Here is an 18,586-nt window from a genome sequence, read left to right as displayed (position 1 = left end):
CTTTACCGATCACACACCAGCCGGCGCGGGAATCTTGAAGAGCCGGAAGAAGTTTTGTGTCGTCGCGGCGGCCAGCGCCGTGTCCGCCATCTCGCGCTGCTGCGCGATGAAGCGTCCGACATAACTTACGTACGCAGGTTCATTAGGCTTGCCGCGATACGGCACGGGCGCGAGGTACGGCGAGTCCGTTTCGATCAGCAAACGCTCGAGCGGCACACGGCGCGCGACGTCCTGCACGTCGGTCGCGCTCTTGAACGTGACGATGCCCGACAGCGAAATGTAAAAATTCTGCGCCAACGCCTGCTCGGCAACCGCCCACGGCTCGGTGAAGCAATGCATCACGCCGCCCGGCTCGCTCGCGCGCTCCTCGGCCATGATGCGCAGCGTGTCTTCCGACGACGAGCGGGTGTGGATGATCAGCGGTTTCTTCGTGGCGTGTGCCGCGCGGATATGGGTGCGAAAGCGCTCGCGCTGCCATTCCATATCGGCGATCGTGCGGCCTTCCAGACGGTAGTAGTCGAGTCCGGTCTCACCGATCGCGACCACCTTCGGATGTTCGGCCAGCTCAATCAGTTCGGCGAGACTCGGTTCGCGCATGTCCTCGTGATCGGGATGCACTCCAACTGACGCGTAGACGTTCTCGTACTGGTCGGCGATCGCCAGCACGGACGGCAGCGTCTCCAGATCGACCGATACGCACAGCGCATGCGTGACCGAATGGCTGCGCATGTTCTCGAGCACCTGCGGCAGGCGGTCGGCGAGTCCTTCGAAGTTGATATGGCAGTGTGAATCGACAAACATGATGATGTCCTGCTGATAAGTAGCTGGGTGTGAACCAGGCTGTAAATCGTGGCCGTAAATCAGGCCGCGGCCGGCTCGAGCCGCTTGCCGAGAATCACCAGATCGCGCTCTACGCCGTCCAGCACCGCGACGCGCGGCAGCGCCCCCCATGTGTCGAAACCGAAGCCGCGGAACAGGCGCAGGCTCGCGTCATTGTGGCCAAAGATAAAGCCCAGCACGGTGTCGATGCCGAGCGTCGGCGCCACTGCCAGCGAGGCGGCCAGCAGTTGTTTGCCGAGCCCCTTGCCACGCGCGCTTTCGTCCAGGTAGATGCTGACTTCGGCGGTGCGCAGATAGGCCGGGCGGCCGTAGAAATCCGAGAAGCTCAACCACGCGATCACGCGGCCGGACTGCTGCGGATCTTCCACCACCCACAGCGGACGCTTGTGCGGCCCGTGCGCATGAAACCACGCCAGACGGCTTTCGACGCTGACCGGTTCGAGATCGGCAGTGACTTGCCGCGACGGCACGGTCGAGTTGTAGATGGCGACGATCGCGGGCAGATCGTCGAAAGTGGCATCGCGGTAGGAAAGGCTCATGGTGCTTTGACGTGAGATGGAAGGCAAATCAGCGGACGGATGCACAGGTCGGCGCGGCGGGTTAAGGCACGCCAGCCTTGCACACACCGTCGGCCACCCAAGTTGATTTATGCAAACAGCTCGCGGTAGCCGATAAACAGTTCTTCGAACACCAGCCGCGCGTTCAACGGATGGTTCTCGACAGCGCGCTGGCGCGTCACGGTGCGCATGAAGCGCGCGAACGCGCTGGCATCGGCTTGCGACGCACAGCGCGACAAGGCAGTCGACGCCTGCGGAAAATAACGCGGTGCGCCGGCCGTGCGTTGCGCCAGCAAATCGTACATCCAGCGCTGCAGCCAGCCGAGCACGAGCGGTACCGGCAGCTTCTGCAGCGCCTCGCCGCAGGCGAAGGCGTCGCAATCGGCGCCGGCGGCCAGTTGCTTCAAGGTCCAGTCGCGCAGCGTGCGGTTCTCGTCACTCGCGAGAGCGAGGGCCGTGAGCGGCGCACCGCCGGCTTCGGCGAGCAGCGCTGGCGCTTCGGCGACGCCTTGCGCGGCGAGCCACTTCGTGGCGACTTCCGGCGCGGGCATCGTCATCGGCCATTGGCGGCAACGGCTGATGATGGTGGGCAGCAGGCGGTCGACGCGCGCCGACACCATCAAAAACACCACGCCGGCCGGCGGCTCTTCGAGCGTTTTCAGCAGTGCGTTGGCCGCGGCGATGTTCAGCCCCTCGGCGGGATACAGCACGACCACACGCGCACCGCCACGGTGCGACCCGACGCCGACGAAATCGAGCAAGCCACGAATCTGCTCGATCTTGATTTCCTTGCTGGGCGCGCGCGTTTTCTTGCCTTCATCGCCGTCGGCCTTTTCGGCTTTTTCGTCCGCGGCGCCGGCGAGTCCGGCTTCGGCGGCCAGCGCCTCGGGCACGATGATCCGGTAGTCGGGATGATTGCCCTGCGTGAACCAGTTGCAGGCGACGCAGGCGCCGCACGGCTCACCGTTGGCCTGCTGGGCCTCGCACAAAAGCCCCTGCGCGAGGTGCTGCGCGAAGCGCAGCTTGCCGATGCCCGCCTGGCCATGCAGCAGCAAGGCATGCGGCCAGTGCCCACGCAACTGCTGCAGGCGGTTCCAGTCATCGGCTTGCCACGGATAAATCATTGTTTCTCTTTTAAATCAATCGGTTGACGACATTTTATGAGACATAACACGAACTTCGTCATCCGTCATAACTCAGGATTATATTCTTTTAAAATCAAAGAACTGCGATCAATTCTTCAAGCTGCTTCTGAATTCGCGCAATGGTCTGCGAAGAGTCAATGATAGCGAACCGGTACGGCGCCTCTTCCGCGCGGCGCAGATATTCGGCACGGGTGCGGTTGAAAAATGCCTCCGACTCGCTTTCGAAGCGATCCGGATCGCGCGCGGCGCTGCGCCGTTCGCTGGCCACCTCCGGCGTCAGATCGAACAGCACCGTCAGGTCCGGCTGAAAACCGCCCTGCACCCAGCGCTCCAACGTTTCCAGCTTGTCGCGCGGCAGGCCGCGGCCGCCGCCCTGGTAGGCGAAGGTCGCATCCGTGAAGCGGTCGGACAACACCCAGTCGCCGCGCGCAAGCGCCGGCTCGATCACCTCGGCCAGATGCTGGCGGCGCAGCGCGAACATCAGCAATGCCTCGGTTTCAAGGTCCATCTTCTGATGCAGCACGATTTCGCGGATCTGTTCGCCGAGCGACGTACCGCCAGGCTCGCGCGTCATGACGACCGAGCGGCCGGTGCTCGCGACTTTCTCTTCGAGGCGTTCGCGAAACCAGCCCAGGTGGGTGGTCTTGCCGGCACCGTCGATGCCCTCAAACGTGATGAATTTGCCCCGCGCCATCATTGCCCTCGAATGTATTTGTCCACGGCCTTGTTGTGATCGCCGAGGGTGTCAGAAAAGATACTGCTGCCGTCGCCGCGCGAAACGAAATACAGCGCGGTGGATTGCGCCGGGTTCATCGCCGCCTGCAGCGATGCGACACCGGGCAGCGAGATAGGCGTTGGCGGAAGCCCCATCCGGGTGTAGGTATTGTAGGGAGTGTCGGTCTGCAGGTCTTTCTTCCTGATGCGGCCGGCGTAGCTGTCGCCCATGCCGTAGATCACCGTGGGGTCGGTTTGCAGCGGCATGCCCACGCGCAGACGGTTCGCGAACACGGCCGCGACCATCGGCCGGTCCGATTTCCTGCCGGTTTCCTTTTCGATGATCGACGCCATCGTCAACGCATCATACGGCGTCTTGTACGGCAGGTTCGGCGCACGCGCGGTCCACGCTTCGTCCAGACGCAGCCGCATCAGACGATACGCGCGGCGATAGATGTCCAGATCGCTGGTGTTCTTGTCGAACAGATAGGTGTCCGGGAAAAATAGCCCCTCGCCGTTGCCGATCGACGCTTCCGGCGCGTTGATCGCGTTCATCAGATCGGTGTCGCTCATGCCGATCGTGTCGTGCTTGAGCGCCGGATTGGCGTCCAGCTCGGCGCGCATGCGCTTGAAGGTCCACCCTTCGATGATGGTCGCCACGTATTCGTTGACGTCGCCGCGGGCGATTTTTTGCAGCACTTCGTACGGCGTGATGCCCGTCTTGAACTCGTAGTTGCCCGATTTCAGGTCGCTTTGCAGACCGAGCAGCCGCGTCATGATGACGAACAGCTCAGGCTCGACCGGCACGCCGCCGCGGTTGAGCTGCAGCGTGACGCTGCGCAAGCTGCTGTGCGGCTTGACGGTGACATCGAGTTGCGCGGGGGTCAAATCGAGTGGGCTGGTGGCCCAGTGATATCCGCCTGCGATTGCGGCTGCGGCCAGCACAATGACGATTGAGCCGGCGACGAAACATTTCTTCAGAAGGGACATGCGAAACGTGGCTGGGTTGGACCTCATATAATACTTGTTTGCCTTAGCTAAAGTCAGAATTGACTGTTCCCGGAATCCATGAACACACCGCTCGCTACCGCTTCAGGCACGCCTTCAGTTACGCCCGCAGTTGCTCACACGGGTACCGCTGCCACGGCACAGGCTTCCGCGCCCGTCGGACTTCCTGTCTTGCCGCGCCCCGCCGCTGACGAATTCGACGCTGTCATCGGGCAAGGCGCCTACATGCCGCTGACGCAATTCGGCGTGATCGACGCGACCGGTGACGATGCGGCAAGCTTCCTGCACGGCCAGTTGACCAACGACACCCAGCATCTCGACGCAGCCAATGCGCGCCTCGCGGGCTATTGCTCGGCCAAGGGCCGGCTGCTGGCGTCGTTCCTGACGTGGCGCACCGGCGAGACGATCCGTCTGCTGGTGTCGAAGGACGTACAGGCCGCCGTGCAGAAACGGCTCTCCATGTTCGTTCTGCGCGCCAAGGCCAAGCTGGTTGATGCGAGCGGCGAACTGGCGGTGGTGGGTCTGGCGGGCGACGTGCGCAAAGCGCTTTCCGGTGTGTTCGACGCGTTGCCCGACGGCGTGCACGTCCAGGTGGACGGCACGGCGGGGTCGCTGATTCGCGTTCCGGACGCGCTGGGCCGGCTGCGCTATCTGTGGGTTGGCCCGAAGGCCGCGGTCGAGGCGCGCCTGCCCTTGCTCGACGAAAAGCTCAAGCGCGTGTCGCCGGCGGTATGGGATTGGCTCGACATTCGCGCGGGCGAACCGCGCATCACGCAACCGGTGGTCGAGCAGTTCGTGCCGCAGATGGTCAACTTCGACGTGCTCGGCGCGGTCAATTTCCGCAAAGGCTGCTATCCGGGTCAGGAAGTGGTGGCGCGCAGCCAGTATCGCGGCACGATCAAGCGGCGCACGTCGCTTGCGAACGTGACGGGCGAACTGGAGACGGTCAAGGCCGGTGCCGAACTGTTCCACTCGGCCGATCCCGGCCAGCCGTGCGGTATGGTGGTAAATGCAGCGTCGGCGCCGGAAGGTGGTGTCGACGTGCTGGTGGAGATCAAGCTGGCGGCGCTCGAAGGCGGCACGGTGCATCTGGGCGCGGCGGAGGGTCCGGTGCTGACATTCCTCGCGTTGCCGTATGGGTTGCCGACTGAGGTTTAAACGCCCCAACCCGAGCGGCGCAATCGAGCGCCGCTTTTTCATGGCATCTGTCTCTGTTCCTCCACCGTCCCCACCGGGAGACTCCACCCGATGTGCCTGATCGTTTTCGACTGGCGGCCCGATGCGGTCGACGGACCGCTCTTCACGCTCACCGCGAATCGCGACGAATTTTTTCGCCGCACGGCCGAACCGATCAGCTGGTGGCATGACGCGCCGACCGTGCTGGCCGGACGCGATCTGGTGGGCGGCGGCACGTGGCTCGGCATGTCGCGCGATGGCCGCTTCGCCGCGCTGACCAATTACCGCGCGCCGCACGAAATGCGCGCCGATGCGCCGACCCGCGGCACGCTTGTCAGCGACTGGCTCAGTCCCTCGGCAAAAGACTCGCACAACGGAGCGCACGAAACGCCGCTCGACTATCTGCAACACGTCGCGCAAACCGGTGACATCTACAACGGCTTCAATCTGCTCGTCGGCGATTGGACGCGCCGCGAACTCGGCTGGTACTGCAACCGGTCGAACACCGCGCCCACACTGCTCGAGTCCGGCACGCACGGTATCTCGAACGCGGTGCTCGATACCGCCTGGCCGAAGCTGGTTAAAAAGCGTGCGGAACTGGGCGCCATGCTTGCGCGTGATGCGATGCCGACGCTCGAACGCCTGATCGATCTGATGCGCGATCCGCACCTCGCACGCGATGATGAATTGCCGTCCACCGGTATTCCGCTCGAACGGGAGCGGGCGTTGTCGGCGGCGTTTATCGAAACGCCGGAGTACGGCACGCGCGGCACGACCGCGGTGCGCGTGGTGGCGCATGGCGAGGTGATCAGCGTAGCGGCCGCCGAACGCAGCGATGACAACGGCTCGCATCGGATCGTGCGGCCCGGAGACTTCGAACGAAGCTTTGCGTTCAACGTTGAACGCGAGATCGCCTGAGGCGCTACCAGCAGCGGCGATTACTCCACGCCAAACGCCACCCGCAATGCCGCGGCGGCATCCGCATGCGCCTCTGCGACCTCGGCTACGTAGCCACCCATCTTGAAGAACTCGTGAATCATGCCCGGGTAACGTTTCAGCGTGACCCGGTTGCCCGCTGCGCGCAGTTTCTCCGCATACGCATCGCCTTCGTCGCTTAAAGGATCGTATTCGGCGGTCGCGATCCATGCCGGCGCAAGGCCGCCGAAATCCGGTGCGCCGCGCGTGCCGTCGAGCGGCGCGAAACGCCAGTCGTCGCGGTCACTTTTATCGCGCACGTATTGGTCGAAGAACCATTGAATCGTGTCGCCCGACAGCAGGAAGCCATTGGCGAGGCGCGAGTGCGAATCGGTTTGCTGATAACCCGTGGTACCCGGATAGATCAACAATTGCAGCGCGAGCTTGATGCCCGCGTCGCGTGCCAGCACTGCGCACACCGTTGCCAGCGTTCCACCCGCGCTATCGCCACCCACGGCTAGCCGCTCCGCATCGATGCCGTACTCCGCTGCATGCGCGTGCAGCCAGGTCAACGCATCGAATGCGTCTTCAACGGCGGTGGGAAATTTGTACTCGGGCGCGAGCCGGTAATCGACCGACAACACCGTGCACTTGCCGTCGCGCGCGAGCATCCGGCACAGCGCATCGTGCGTATCGACACTGCCAACCGTGAAACCGCCACCGTGGTAATACACCAGCGCCGGCGCAGGCTCGGCCCAACTCGGCTCGACCGGCTGATAAAGACGTGCGCGAATCGTCGCGCCGTCGCGCGTCGGCACGCGCAGATCTTCGATCGCGAACATCGGCGCACTCGCAATCTCCAGAATCGGCGCGCTTTTTTCGTAGGACGCGCGCGCCTGTTGTGGAGTCAACTCGTGAAGCTGCGGGCGTTTCGCGCGCGCGATCATGTCGAGCACCTGCTCGATTTTCGGGTTCAGCGGCATTGGGCGTCGGGTGGCGCGTGGGCGGCGAAGGTTAGTGGATCAAAAGTGAGGAAACAGCACCTAGCCTGCGTTCTTCACTTCGGGCTTCAGCGACATCGGATCAGTCGGGTTACGCAACTGCTCGATGTCCTCATGACGCAGCTTCACCGTCGCCATGATGCCCGGATGCGTGACGATGTAGAAACGCCGCGCAGCGATCGCTTCGAACGTGATCTCAGCGACGTCGGCCGCGGTCAGCTTGCCCGATTGCACCGCGCGCTGCAGTTGCTTGCCGGCGGCGATCTGCGAGCGGGTCGGCCTGCTATCGTTGCGCAAATCCGCCGGCCGCGCGCGTTCCGCATCGGCGATGCCGGTCGGCACGAAGGCCGGGCACAACAATGAACAGCCGACTGTGCCGCCCTCCGTACTCCCGGCTTGCGCCAACTGCAGGTCGTGATAAAGCGTCTCCGTCAACGACACGACGGCATGCTTCGAGGCGTTGTAGATACCCATCGCGGGCGGCGACAACAAGCCCGCCACCGACGCCGTGTTGACGATATGCGCGGGTTCGTTCTGCCGCAACATGATCGGCGTGAAGGCGCGCACGCCGTGCGCGACACCCATCACGTTGACGTTGAACACCCACGCCCAGTCGTTCGCCGTGCTTTCCCAGAGGAAGCCGCCCGAGCCCACGCCCGCATTGTTAAACAGCAGATGGACTTTACCGAAGGCATCGAGCGCCGCTTGCGCGAGCGCTTCGACCTGGGCGGCGTCGGACACGTCGGTCGGCACGCCAATCGCCTCCGCACCGCCGGCGCGCAATGCGTCGACGGTTTGCGCGAGCGCCTCGGGATTCACGTCGGCGAGCACGAGCTTCATGCCGAGCGACGCGCCCTTCTCCGCGAACGCCCGGCCGAAACCGCTTGCCGCACCGGTGATCACCGCCACCTTGCCTTCAAATTCGAACATCCTTCCTCTCCTGGATTTAGCGGTCGGGGACTATCGGCTGGGAACCGTCTCAGCCGATATGTTTATCGGCTGAGTTTCATCGACATCTCCCGCATGCGCGGCTCGACGACCGCCGAGCTTAGATCAGCTTGACGAGCTGCTTGCCGAAGTTCTTGCCCTTCAGGAGGCCGATAAACGCCTCGGGCGCCGCATCGAGCCCTTGCGCGATGGTCTCGCGATATTGCAGCTTCTTCTGCGCGACCAGCGTGCCGAGCTGCTTGAGCGCTTCCGGCCACACATCCATATGCTCGCTGACGATGAAGCCCTGTACCAGCAGCCGCTGCGTGAGCATCAGCGACGGATGCTTGAGCGGCATCGGCTGGCCATCGTAGCCCGCGATAAACCCACACAACGCGATGCGGCCGAACGCATTCATGCGCGCAAGCGTCACGTCGAGCACTTCGCCGCCAACGTTCTCGAAGTAGCCATCTACGCCGTCCGGCGTCACGGCTTTGAGCTCCTGATACAGGTTGCCGGCCTTGTAGTCGACGCAGGCGTCGAAGCCGAGTGTCTCGACCACATAGCGGCACTTATCCGCGCCGCCCGCGATACCGACCGCACGCGCACCGGCCAGCTTCGCCAGTTGCCCGACTACGCTGCCCACGGCGCCACTCGCCGCGCTGACCACCACCGTGTCACCCGCCTTCGGCACGATAATCTTGTTCAGGCCGTACCAGGCAGTGACGCCGGGCATGCCGACCGGGCCGAGATAGGCCGACAACGGCACATGCGTATCGTCGACCTTCTGCACGCCCGCACCGTTCGAGGTGCCGTACTCCTGCCAGCCGAACATCGCGACGACCTTATCGCCGACCGCGAACTTCGGATTCTTCGACTCCACCACTTCGCCCACCGTGCCGCCGATCATCACTTCGTTCAGCGGCTGCGGCGCTGCGTACGACTTGCTGTCGTTCATCCGACCGCGCATATACGGGTCGAGCGACAGGAAGTGATTGCGCACGCGGAATTCGCCTTCGGCAAGCGGCGCCAGCGGCGTTTCGACGAGCTTGAAGTTATCGGGCGTAACAGCGCCTTGCGGACGCGAAGCCAGCACGAGTTGACGGTTGATCTGGGGCATGACGATCGTCTCCATGAGTTACCGATGTGATCGGCGAATAGTTCGAACCAACAGCGTCTGCAAAAGAGGAGTCAGCGCGCGGCGCTCGACACGCACGCTATTCGTCCGGTGATTAACCGTCGCTTGGACCGGGTTTCGCCGAAGGGTCGCTGCGCAGACGCTGTTGCGTCACGTCGCGGCCCACGGCGAGGCGCCGCATGTATTTGAAAGTGCCGAGTGCTTTGGCGACGAAGTGGCCTTCGCTGTCGCGGATCTCGCCTTCGCAATAGGCCATGGTGGTCGAGCGGTGCAGCACGCGGCCGGTGGCGCGCAATTCGCCGCGGCCCGGCTGCATGAAGTTGACTTTCATCTCGACGGTGACCACGCCGACGCCGTCACCGGCCAGACTGCGCGCGGCCATCGCGAGCGCGACGTCGGCGAGCGTCATGGTCACGCCGCCATGCGCGACGTCCCACGTGTTCATGTGATCGGGTTGCAGCGGCAACACGACTTCGCTGGCGCCGTCCGCCGCCGACAACAACTGCGCGCCGAGCCGGTCGACGAACGGGCTTTCGGGCAGCGTCGCGCTGCTCGCTTTGGATGAGGATGAGTCGGTCATTGCGGATTTCAGATTTCGTAGTCGACACATTCACGCGATTCACGCACCGCACCGGTGAAGCCCTTCAGCGCCTGGTGCTTCGGATGGACCTGATAAGCGTCGAGCGCGGCCTTGTCGGCGAAGTCCGACACCATCACGATGTCGTAGGTCGATTCGAGGCTCGGTGCCGCGATGCCCACTTCGAGCTTGAGCATGCCCGGAACAATGTCGCGGCAGCCTTCGAGTTTTTCCTTCAGCTTCAGGACGTTTTCGGCACGCGAGGCACCTTCGGCGTGTTCTTTGAGTTTCCACATCACAATATGACGGATCACAGAATCACCTTCTTCGATTCAATTCGTGGGGCCGGGACTCGGCACAGCAGGAAATCATAACCGCTACGGCGTTCGCGCATGCGCCACCCTCCGTGCCGCCAGACGCCCTAACCTGCGCACCGCGTCATCGGCCTCATCGAGATCCGTACTCGGGCAACTCAGGCGAATGAAATGATCGAAGCGCCCGGCGTTCGAAAACACCGTGCCCGGCATCACGCGAATGCCTTCGTCCAGAGCCGCATCGAAAAAAGCAGCCGATGACACGTCACGCGGCAGCTCGATCCAGAAAAACATGCCCCCGCCCGGCGGCGTAAAGCGCGTGCCCTCGGGAAACGAAGCGGCGATTGCTGCGGCCATCCGTTCGCGCTGAATCCGCAGACGGTCGCGCAAACGCCGCAGATGCCGTTCATACGCATTCGTTTCCAGAAATTCGGCGAGCACGACTTGCGACAACTGCTCGTTATGGCGCGACTGCGCGAACTTGAGCATGCCGATGCGCGGATGCCAGCGTCCGCCGTTGATCCAGCCGACCCGCATGCCAGGTGCGAGCGTCTTGTTGAACGACGTGCAATGGATCACCGTGCCGTCGGTGTCCCAAGCCTTCAGCGATCTGGGCGGCTGCGCGGCGTCGGAGAGTTCGCGGTAGGGATCGTCTTCGATCAGCGGAATGCCTGCTCGCGCGCAGAGTTCGACGAGCTGTGCTTTGTGCGTGTCGGGCATCACGCTGCCGAGTGGGTTCTGCAGATTCGGCACGACCACGACCGCCTTGATGTCGGGATGCGTTTGCAGTGCGAACGCCAGTGCTTCGATGGCAATGCCGGTGGTTGGACTGGCCGGAATTTCGAGCGCACGCAGGCCGAGGCTTTCGAGCACCTGCAGCAAGCCAAAGAAGCACGGCGATTCGACCGCAACCGTGTCGCCCGGCTGCGTGACCGCGCGCAAAGCCAGGTTCACTGCCTCGATGCCGCCGTGGGTCATGATCACGTCGTCCATGCCGATCTGGATGCCGGCGTCGAGCGCACGGCGCGCGATGATGGCGCGCAGTTCAGGATCGCCCTGATCGGGTCCGGCCGCGGTCAGCAAGGTCGGCCGTCGGCGCAAAGCGCGCAGTGCGGCTTTCTGCAAAGCGTCGGTGGGATAAAGATCGGGCGATGCGGTGGCACCGCCGAGATTCAGCGCGTCGGGATAGCGCTGGAATTTCGACACGATCGCCGAAATCGCCGAATGGATACCGACGAACTGCGCGGCGCCGGGCGCGACGGCAAGATCGGGCTCGGTTGCCGCGGGCAGCGCCGCCGTTTGACGGGCGCGCACGAAATAACCGGCACGCGGCCGGGCGTCGATCAGCGCCGCGCGTTCCAGGGTTCGATAGCTCTCGGTCGCGGTTGCGAGGCTCACGCCGTGCCGCTGCATGAAGGCGCGCATCGACGGCATGCGGTCGCCGGGACGCAGCACACCGTTATCTATGGCGCGGCGGTATTGGTCGGCCAGTTGGCGGTAGAGGGGGCGGCCATCCGGGGGGCGGCCGTCGGCGGGCGACGCTTCCGTGCACGTTGCCGCTTGTGCGTCGGGTATCGAGGTAGAAGTGCTCATGAGCCGATGGTGCGGATAGTTAGGGCGTGGCGACAGATACACATCCGCGAGATTCCAACCGATACAGCACGTTTAAACCTCGCCTTGTACCGGTTCACATTGTCCATTATTGCGCCTGTTTTCACCTGGACGGACTCAATAAGCTGTGTGGCATGAAAACGGTTTAAAGGAATCGGTCATGCCCCTCACTCAGCCTCGCACCGGTTTACCTCACGATGCCACCACCTCGCGCGTTGCCGGCGGTCAGATGGCCGTGCACGACCTGCGCGCACGAACCTCGATCGTGGCCGTCGAAGGTGATCTGCAACTCGCCTTTCGCGATCATTCTCTCGCGTTGCTCGGAGACGCCGTGCCGGTCACGTCGGTCACGCTGCACGAAGGCGAACGCTATGTCACGCCACAGCGCGGCATCGTGTCGATCAGCACAGCGCATGCAAAATCCGCCGTGTTCGTCGTCGAGCCATGGCGCGCTGAACACGAATGGCACCGCTCCATCAGCCAAGCCGTGCGCAAGCTGACGAGCCTCGTGAAAACGCGGCTGCAGCGCGCCACCTGAAGCGTCGCTACCGGCGCACAACGGCCCGCTACAATGCATGACCCAAGCCGCTTCCTTCGAGGTGCCGGTCATGCCCTTCTTCCGCGTACTGCTGTCCCGCCCCGACGCCCGTTATGCCCGTTACGCCCGTCTGGCCGCGATCCTCTCCGTCATCACGCTGGCGCTCAACGGCTGCGCCGGTCTGTTCGGCGGCGACCCTTTGCGCGTGAGCATGGCCGGCATCGAACCGGTCGATGGTCAGGGTCTGGAAATGCGCTTCAACGTCAAACTACGCGTACAGAACCCCAATGAATCCGCTGTCAACTTCGACGGCGTGTCGCTTGCGCTCGAACTGAACGGCAAGCCGTTCGCCAGCGGCGTCAGCGATCAGAGCGGCACAGTGCCGCGCTTCGGCGAAACGGTCGTCAACGTACCGCTGACGGTGCCCGCCTTCGCCGCGGTTCGTCAGGCATTCGCCTTCGCTGGCGCCGCGCAGTCGGGACAGATTCCGTACATCCTGCGTGGCAAGCTTGCGGGCGGGCTGACAAGTACGACACGTTTCGTCGATCAGGGTACGTTGAGCCTGCCGGCGCTCGGTATGGCGTTGCCCTGATTTGGCCCGGTTCGCGCCGCCAGTCGTCGCGCTAGTGATGCATGCCCAATACCAAAACAAGCCCGACCCACGCGTATAAAAAACGGGCGCCGTAGATTCAATGCCTGTACATCCCATCGCACCGAACCACACGACACCCGCTTTTAATCAAGCCCGCTCTCGCGCCTGATCACACCACTTCGAACAGGCCCGCCGCACCCTGGCCGCCACCGATACACATCGTCACGACGACCAGCTTCGCCCCGCGTCGCTTGCCTTCGATCAGCGCATGGCCGGTCAAACGCGCGCCTGACACGCCATACGGATGGCCCACAGCGATTGCGCCGCCGTTCACGTTCAGACGGTCTTGCGGAATGCCGAGCTTGTCGGCGCAATACAGCACCTGCACCGCGAACGCTTCGTTCAGCTCCCACAGGTCGATGTCTTCGACTTTCAGGCTCGCCTGCTTGAGCAGCTTCGGCACCGCGAACACCGGGCCGATGCCCATCTCGTCCGGCTCGCAACCGGCCACCGCGAAGCCGCGGAAAATGCCCAGCGGTTGCAGACCTTCGCGCTCCGCGACTTTCGCGTTCATCACGACGCAAGCCGACGCGCCGTCCGAGAACTGGCTCGCGTTGCCCGCGGTAATCACGCCGCCCGGCATCGCGGTACGAATCTTCGAGACGCCTTCGAGCGTCGTGTCGGCACGAATGCCTTCGTCGGCGCTGACCGTGACTTCCTTCGTGAAAAGACGGCCGCTCGCTTTGTCGGCGACGCCGGCCAGCACCGTCAGCGGCACGATCTCGTCCTTGAACTTGCCGGCTTCGAGTGCGGCCGCGGCGCGCTGTTGCGAGCGCACGCCGTATTCGTCCTGACGTTCCTTCGAGATCGAGTAACGCTTCGCGACGTTCTCGGCGGTCTGCAGCATCGACCAGTAGATTTCCGGCTTGTTCTGGCTGAGCCAGCCTTCGGTCACCATGTGGCGGTTCATCTCGTTCTGCACGCACGAGATCGATTCCACGCCCCCCGCGACGAACACATCGCCCTCACCGGCAATCACGCGTTGCGCGGCCAGTGCGATGGTTTGCAAACCGGACGAACAGAAACGGTTCACCGTCATGCCCGGCACGCTAACCGGCAAACCGGCGCGCAGTGCGATCTGGCGCGCGATGTTCATGCCCGTCGCGCCTTCCGGATTCGCGCAACCCATGATCACGTCTTCAATGCGCGCCGGGTCCAGCTTCGCGCGTTCGACAGCGGCCTGCGTCACATGCCCGCCAAGCGTCGCGCCGTGCGTCATGTTGAAACCGCCGCGCCATGATTTGGCGAGGCCCGTACGGGCGGTCGATACGATTACGGCATCAGTCATACATCTCTCCTATGTCGACCCGAGTTAGCGCTTTAGTGCTTACTCGGGTCCCATGCAAAGCGGTCGCCCGAGTTGGCGCTTCAGCGCTTACTAGGGTCCCATGCCAGTTGGCTGGTCCTTCCAGATGGTGATGGTGGGCGCGCTGGCGGATCGCTCAGTCGCCCCACTTCATTCATTTCACTCATTACGCCTGAGCGGCGGCGCTTCAGCCGTTGAACCCCCGGCCCTTTGCCGCGAGCTCCGCGATGCTCGGCGCCAGTTGCCACGCATCGCCATTCGGGCGCGACGCATAGCGGCGAATCGCGCGCTCGACGTTGTAGAGGCCGACCGTATCCGCGTACAGCATCGGACCGCCGCGATAGAGCGGGAAGCCGTAGCCAGTCAGATAGACCATGTCGATATCCGACGCCTTCGACGCAATCCCTTCCTCGAGAATCTTCGCGCCTTCATTAACGAGCGCGAAAACAAGACGCTCGACGATTTCCTCGTCGCTGATCTTGCGGCGCTCCGCGTTGGCTTCCTTCGAGAACGACGTGATCATCTCGTCGACCACTTTCGACGGATACGCCGTGCGGTCACCCGCCTTGTAGTCGTACCAGCCGCCACCGGTCTTCTGCCCGAAGCGCCCCGTCTCGCACAGACGATCGGCGATTTTCGAGTAGTGCATGTCAGGATGTTCCTGATAGCGGCGCTTGCGGATCGCCCAGCCGATGTCGTTGCCGGCCAGGTCGCTCATGCGGAACGGGCCCATCGCGAAGCCGAACTTCTCGATCGCCTTGTCCACTTGCGCGGGCAATGCGCCTTCTTCGAGCATGAAGAGCGCCTGACGGACGTACTGTTCGATCATCCGGTTGCCGATGAAACCATCGCACACGCCCGAGACCACCGCGGTCTTCTTGATCTTCTTGGCGAGCTTCATGACGGTGGCGAGCACGTCTTTCGCCGTGTCCTTGCCGCGCACCACTTCGAGCAGCTTCATCACGTTGGCGGGACTGAAGAAGTGCATGCCAACCACGTCCTGCGGACGCTTGGTGAAAGCGGCGATCTTGTCGACATCCAGCGTCGACGTGTTCGAGGCCAGGATTGCGCCGGGCTTCGCCACTTCGTCGAGACGCTTGAACACCTGTTCCTTGACGCCGAGTTCCTCGAACACCGCTTCGACGATCAGGTCGGCGTTTTTCAGGTCGTCATAGGAGAGCGTCGGCGTGATCAAAGCCATGCGCTGTTCCAGCACTTCAGACTTAAGCTTGCCCTTCTTGACCGTGGCTTCGTAGTTCTTGCGGATCGTGGCGAGTCCGCGATCGAGCGCTTCCTGCTTCGTTTCCAGCAGCGTGACCGGAATGCCCGCGTTGATGAAGTTCATCGCGATGCCACCACCCATCGTGCCGGCGCCGATCACGGCCACCTGCTTGATGTCGCGCACCGGCGTGTCCGACGGCACATCAGGAATCTTGCTCGCAGCGCGTTCACCGAAGAACGCGTGACGCAGCGCGTGGCTTTCCGGCGTCTGCACGAGCGCGATAAAGCATTCGCGTTCGAACGCGAGGCCCTTGTCGAAACCGATCTGAACGCCCGCTTCCACCGCATCGATGCACTTCAGCGGCGCCGGGAAATTCTTCGCCATCGCCCCGACCGTATTGCGCGTGAACTGGATGAAACCGGCGGCATTCGGATGTTCGATCTTGCGGTCACGCACCTTCGGATGCGGGCCCGTTTTCGCCCCGACCTTGCGGGCAAACGCGAGCGCGGCTTCGGCCAGATCGCCTTCCACGACTTCATCGAACAGGCCTGAATCGGCGAGCTTTTCCGACAGTACCGGCGCGCCGGAGACGATCATGTTGAGCGCGGCTTCGAGGCCGATTGCGCGCGGCAGACGCTGCGTGCCGCCCGCGCCCGGCAGGATGCCGAGTTTGACTTCCGGCAGCGCGATCTGCGCGCCGGGTGCGGCGATGCGGTAGTGCGCGCCGAGCGCCAGTTCCAGCCCGCCGCCCATGGCGACGCTATGAATCGCGGCGATGACCGGCTTGGCGCTGCCCTCGACGGCCTTGATAACCGTATGGAGGGTCGGTTCCTGAGTCGCCTTCGGCGTATTGAATTCGGTGATGTCGGCGCCGCCCGAGAAGGCCTTGCCGGCGCCCGTCAGCACGATCGCCTTGATGGCCGGATCGTTCTGCGCGCGCTCGATCCCTTCCACGATGCCGGCTCGAGTCGAGAGGCCGAGCCCGTTTACGGGGGGATTGTTCAGCGTGATGACGGCCACGCCGTCATGAGTTGTGTAGTCCACTGCCATCTGCCTGCCTCCGTGCGATGAGGCGGCGCATGGCGCGCCGCCTGTCCGGTTGATCGAGTCGGCTCATTGTCCGACTTTAGCTCCGATTTCCCCGGGGTCAGCAGGCAGAATACACAAAAAAGCACGCTCGTTCAATTTATCGTTAGACGGGGTTTCCCCTGGCAAGCGGAGTCAGGGGGCAATCCTTCTCGTCTTCGAGCGCGGACGGCAGGATGTGGTCGCGGAAAATGTCGCGCAGTTTGAGTTTCTGCAGCTTGCCGGTGGCCGTATGCGGGAGTTCGTCGACAAAGACGACGTCGTCGGGAATCCACCATTTGGCGACCTTGCCGTCGTAGAACGCGAGCAGTTCCTCGCGTGTCACCTCGAAACCCGCACGCTTGACAATCACCAGCAACGGCCGTTCGGTCCATTTTGGATGCGAGCAGGCGATGCACGCGGCTTCGGCCACCGCCGGGTGCGCGATCGCGACGTTCTCGATGTCGATCGAACTGATCCACTCACCGCCCGACTTGATCACGTCTTTCGAGCGATCCGTGATGTGCAGGAAACTATCACGGTCGATGGTGGCGACGTCGCCAGTCGGGAACCAGCCGTCCACCAGCGGCGAATCGTCCTTGCGGAAATACCGGTCGATCACCCACGGGCCGCGTACGTGCAGATCGCCGAACGCCACACCGTCCCACGGCAGATCGCGCCCGTCTTCGCCGACGATCTTCATATCGACGCCATACAGCACATGACCCTGCTTTTCGAGCAATTTGCGCTGCTCTGCCAGGGGTCGCTGACTCTGTTCCCACGTTAGTTTCGACAAGGTGCCGAGCGGCGACATTTCCGTCATACCCCATGCATGGATCACCTGTATGCCGTATTCGTCTTCGAAAGCTCGCAGCATGGCTGGCGGACAGGCCGAGCCGCCAATCACCGTGCGATTCAGCGAAGAAAAACGCACCTTGGCTTCGCGCAGATAGTTGAGCAGGCCGAGCCACACGGTCGGTACGCCGGCAGAATATGTGACGCGCTCGTTTTCCATCAATTCATACAGCGATTTGCCGTCGAGATCCTTGCCGGGAAAGACCAGCTTCGCGCCTGTCAGCGGCGCGGAATGCGGAATGCCCCAGGCGTTCACGTGGAACATCGGCACGACCGGCAGCACGGAGTCGCGCGCGGACAGGCTCATCGCGTCGGGCAGCGCTGCACCGAATGCGTGCAGGACGGTCGAGCGGTGCGAGTACAGCGCGCCTTTCGGGTTGCCGGTGGTGCCGGACGTATAGCAAAGATAGGAGGCCTGCCGTTCGTCGATGGCCGGCCAGTCGTAATTCCCGTCCTGTGCTTCCACCAAGGTTTCGTAGCTCAGCACCGGCGTTTGCATCGCCGGCAGATGCGCTTCATCGGCCAGTGCGATCCAGCCGCGCACTTTGGGGCACTGCGGTGCCAACGCATCGACGAGCGGTGCGAACGTGGTGTCGAACAGCACGTAGGCGTCGTCGGCGTGGTTGATGATGTAAGCGATCTGATCGGGGAAGAGCCGCGGATTGATCGTGTGACACACGGCGCCGAAGCCCGTCGTGCCGTAATACGCTTCCAGATGCCGGTAGCCGTTCCAGGCCAGTGTGGCCACCCGCTCGCCGGGTTCGACGCCAAGCGCGATCAGCGCCTGCGCCAGCTGCTTCGCGCGCTTTTCGCAGTCGCGGTAGGTGTAGCGATGTACGTCGCCTTCGATGCGCCGCGACACGATCTCGGTGTCGCCGAAATGCCGCGCGGCGTGCGCGAGCAACGAGGACACGGTGAGCGGCACGTCCATCATCTGGCCAAGCAGCGGCGTCGTCATAAAGAGAGGTCTCCTCGCCTTGTTTGCGTCGTTTGGGTTGTAGCTCGGGGGCCGCGCGCACTCCGCT

Annotated in this window: 18 protein-coding genes; 4 read left to right on the top strand and 14 right to left on the bottom strand. The window is 63.3% G+C overall.

Annotated features, from left to right (window positions below; translation table 11 throughout):
• Positions 1 to 9: 9 nt before the first annotated feature.
• The 5 genes from M0D66_RS10100 to mltG all read right to left on the bottom strand — a co-directional run bounded on the left by M0D66_RS10100 (position 10) and on the right by mltG (position 4,246).
• On the bottom strand, positions 10 to 801 hold the full coding sequence (locus tag M0D66_RS10100; protein ID WP_093633763.1) for a TatD family hydrolase: 792 nt from the start codon (positions 799 to 801) through the stop codon (positions 10 to 12).
• Positions 802 to 860: 59 nt separating this feature from the next.
• On the bottom strand, positions 861 to 1,379 hold the full coding sequence (locus M0D66_RS10095) for a GNAT family N-acetyltransferase (RefSeq protein ID WP_171925704.1): 519 nt from the start codon (positions 1,377 to 1,379) through the stop codon (positions 861 to 863).
• 107 nt (positions 1,380 to 1,486) lie between these two features.
• The gene (locus tag M0D66_RS10090; RefSeq protein ID WP_256454910.1) at positions 1,487 to 2,521 is read right to left on the bottom strand and encodes a DNA polymerase III subunit delta'; all 1,035 of its coding nucleotides are present in this window, start codon (positions 2,519 to 2,521) and stop codon (positions 1,487 to 1,489) included.
• Between the two features lie 94 nt (positions 2,522 to 2,615).
• The gene (gene tmk / locus M0D66_RS10085) at positions 2,616 to 3,236 is read right to left on the bottom strand and encodes a dTMP kinase (protein WP_093633766.1); all 621 of its coding nucleotides are present in this window, start codon (positions 3,234 to 3,236) and stop codon (positions 2,616 to 2,618) included.
• Positions 3,236 to 4,246: an endolytic transglycosylase MltG gene (mltG, locus tag M0D66_RS10080; RefSeq protein ID WP_200619954.1), complete on the bottom strand. Its 1,011-nt coding sequence runs from the start codon at positions 4,244 to 4,246 to the stop codon at positions 3,236 to 3,238. The genes tmk and mltG overlap by 1 nt, the downstream gene beginning before the upstream one ends.
• A gap of 78 nt (positions 4,247 to 4,324) precedes the next feature.
• Here mltG and M0D66_RS10075 point away from each other — a divergent pair, with 78 nt between their 5' ends.
• Positions 4,325 to 5,422 carry a folate-binding protein YgfZ gene (locus tag M0D66_RS10075; RefSeq protein ID WP_266210681.1) on the top strand — a complete coding sequence of 366 codons (1,098 nt, stop codon included), beginning with the start codon at positions 4,325 to 4,327 and terminating at the stop codon, positions 5,420 to 5,422.
• A 90-nt stretch (positions 5,423 to 5,512) separates the two neighbouring features.
• A complete protein-coding gene (locus M0D66_RS10070; RefSeq protein WP_266210680.1) occupies positions 5,513 to 6,358 on the top strand; it encodes an NRDE family protein in 846 nt (281 codons plus the stop codon).
• 20 nt (positions 6,359 to 6,378) lie between these two features.
• Here the strand turns inward: M0D66_RS10070 and M0D66_RS10065 are convergent, their stop codons facing one another.
• From M0D66_RS10065 to M0D66_RS10040, 6 genes are all read right to left on the bottom strand, one after another.
• The gene (locus M0D66_RS10065; protein ID WP_093633770.1) at positions 6,379 to 7,338 is read right to left on the bottom strand and encodes an alpha/beta hydrolase; all 960 of its coding nucleotides are present in this window, start codon (positions 7,336 to 7,338) and stop codon (positions 6,379 to 6,381) included.
• Between the two features lie 60 nt (positions 7,339 to 7,398).
• A complete protein-coding gene (locus M0D66_RS10060; protein WP_200619950.1) occupies positions 7,399 to 8,286 on the bottom strand; it encodes an SDR family oxidoreductase in 888 nt (295 codons plus the stop codon).
• 118 nt (positions 8,287 to 8,404) lie between these two features.
• Complete coding sequence (locus M0D66_RS10055; RefSeq protein WP_200619949.1) at positions 8,405 to 9,403, bottom strand: NADP-dependent oxidoreductase; 999 nt, start codon at positions 9,401 to 9,403, stop codon at positions 8,405 to 8,407.
• 112 nt (positions 9,404 to 9,515) lie between these two features.
• Positions 9,516 to 10,001, bottom strand: coding sequence for a PaaI family thioesterase (locus M0D66_RS10050; RefSeq protein WP_054042689.1), 486 nt, complete (start codon positions 9,999 to 10,001; stop codon positions 9,516 to 9,518).
• An 8-nt stretch (positions 10,002 to 10,009) separates the two neighbouring features.
• On the bottom strand, positions 10,010 to 10,312 hold the full coding sequence (locus tag M0D66_RS10045; RefSeq protein ID WP_266210679.1) for a Dabb family protein: 303 nt from the start codon (positions 10,310 to 10,312) through the stop codon (positions 10,010 to 10,012).
• Between the two features lie 63 nt (positions 10,313 to 10,375).
• Positions 10,376 to 11,905, bottom strand: a complete 1,530-nt coding sequence (locus tag M0D66_RS10040) for a PLP-dependent aminotransferase family protein (protein WP_244179282.1) — start codon at positions 11,903 to 11,905, stop codon at positions 10,376 to 10,378.
• Between the two features lie 178 nt (positions 11,906 to 12,083).
• On the opposite strand from M0D66_RS10040, the gene M0D66_RS10035 reads away from it, so the two are divergent.
• Together M0D66_RS10035 and M0D66_RS10030 are read left to right on the top strand one after the other, a co-directional pair.
• Positions 12,084 to 12,461 (top strand): hypothetical protein, encoded by a 378-nt coding sequence (locus tag M0D66_RS10035; protein ID WP_266210678.1) that lies wholly within the window; start codon positions 12,084 to 12,086, stop codon positions 12,459 to 12,461.
• A gap of 70 nt (positions 12,462 to 12,531) precedes the next feature.
• Positions 12,532 to 13,053, top strand: a complete 522-nt coding sequence (locus tag M0D66_RS10030; protein WP_266210768.1) for an LEA type 2 family protein — start codon at positions 12,532 to 12,534, stop codon at positions 13,051 to 13,053.
• Positions 13,054 to 13,222: 169 nt separating this feature from the next.
• Here M0D66_RS10030 and M0D66_RS10025 read toward each other — a convergent pair whose 3' ends face one another.
• From M0D66_RS10025 to M0D66_RS10015, 3 genes are all read right to left on the bottom strand, one after another.
• Positions 13,223 to 14,401, bottom strand: a complete 1,179-nt coding sequence (locus M0D66_RS10025; protein WP_256454905.1) for an acetyl-CoA C-acyltransferase — start codon at positions 14,399 to 14,401, stop codon at positions 13,223 to 13,225.
• Positions 14,402 to 14,606: 205 nt separating this feature from the next.
• A complete protein-coding gene (locus tag M0D66_RS10020; RefSeq protein ID WP_200651041.1) occupies positions 14,607 to 16,691 on the bottom strand; it encodes a 3-hydroxyacyl-CoA dehydrogenase NAD-binding domain-containing protein in 2,085 nt (694 codons plus the stop codon).
• A 142-nt stretch (positions 16,692 to 16,833) separates the two neighbouring features.
• On the bottom strand, positions 16,834 to 18,519 hold the full coding sequence (locus M0D66_RS10015; RefSeq protein ID WP_200651042.1) for a 3-(methylthio)propionyl-CoA ligase: 1,686 nt from the start codon (positions 18,517 to 18,519) through the stop codon (positions 16,834 to 16,836).
• Between the last annotated feature and the right edge of the window lie 67 nt (positions 18,520 to 18,586).

This window comes from Paraburkholderia sp. SECH2 (assembly GCF_030464795.1).
Taxonomy (GTDB): Bacteria; Pseudomonadota; Gammaproteobacteria; order Burkholderiales; family Burkholderiaceae; genus Paraburkholderia; species Paraburkholderia aspalathi.
This window is presented reverse-complemented; position numbering and strand designations above follow the sequence as displayed.

Bases quoted from the DNA above. Each gene is read 5' to 3' on its own strand.
- M0D66_RS10100 (WP_093633763.1), bottom strand. From the start codon at position 801: ATGTTTGTCGATTCACACTGCCATATCAACTTCGAAGGACTCGCCGAC.
- M0D66_RS10095 (WP_171925704.1), bottom strand. From the start codon at position 1,379: ATGAGCCTTTCCTACCGCGATGCCACTTTCGACGATCTGCCCGCGATC.
- M0D66_RS10090 (WP_256454910.1), bottom strand. From the start codon at position 2,521: ATGATTTATCCGTGGCAAGCCGATGACTGGAACCGCCTGCAGCAGTTG.
- tmk (WP_093633766.1), bottom strand. From the start codon at position 3,236: ATGGCGCGGGGCAAATTCATCACGTTTGAGGGCATCGACGGTGCCGGC.
- mltG (WP_200619954.1), bottom strand. From the start codon at position 4,246: ATGTCCCTTCTGAAGAAATGTTTCGTCGCCGGCTCAATCGTCATTGTG.
- M0D66_RS10075 (WP_266210681.1), top strand. From the start codon at position 4,325: ATGAACACACCGCTCGCTACCGCTTCAGGCACGCCTTCAGTTACGCCC.
- M0D66_RS10070 (WP_266210680.1), top strand. From the start codon at position 5,513: ATGTGCCTGATCGTTTTCGACTGGCGGCCCGATGCGGTCGACGGACCG.
- M0D66_RS10065 (WP_093633770.1), bottom strand. From the start codon at position 7,338: ATGCCGCTGAACCCGAAAATCGAGCAGGTGCTCGACATGATCGCGCGC.
- M0D66_RS10060 (WP_200619950.1), bottom strand. From the start codon at position 8,286: ATGTTCGAATTTGAAGGCAAGGTGGCGGTGATCACCGGTGCGGCAAGC.
- M0D66_RS10055 (WP_200619949.1), bottom strand. From the start codon at position 9,403: ATGCCCCAGATCAACCGTCAACTCGTGCTGGCTTCGCGTCCGCAAGGC.
- M0D66_RS10050 (WP_054042689.1), bottom strand. From the start codon at position 10,001: ATGACCGACTCATCCTCATCCAAAGCGAGCAGCGCGACGCTGCCCGAA.
- M0D66_RS10040 (WP_244179282.1), bottom strand. From the start codon at position 11,905: ATGAGCACTTCTACCTCGATACCCGACGCACAAGCGGCAACGTGCACG.
- M0D66_RS10035 (WP_266210678.1), top strand. From the start codon at position 12,084: ATGCCCCTCACTCAGCCTCGCACCGGTTTACCTCACGATGCCACCACC.
- M0D66_RS10030 (WP_266210768.1), top strand. From the start codon at position 12,532: ATGCCCTTCTTCCGCGTACTGCTGTCCCGCCCCGACGCCCGTTATGCC.
- M0D66_RS10025 (WP_256454905.1), bottom strand. From the start codon at position 14,401: ATGACTGATGCCGTAATCGTATCGACCGCCCGTACGGGCCTCGCCAAA.
- M0D66_RS10020 (WP_200651041.1), bottom strand. From the start codon at position 16,691: ATGGCAGTGGACTACACAACTCATGACGGCGTGGCCGTCATCACGCTG.
- M0D66_RS10015 (WP_200651042.1), bottom strand. From the start codon at position 18,519: ATGACGACGCCGCTGCTTGGCCAGATGATGGACGTGCCGCTCACCGTG.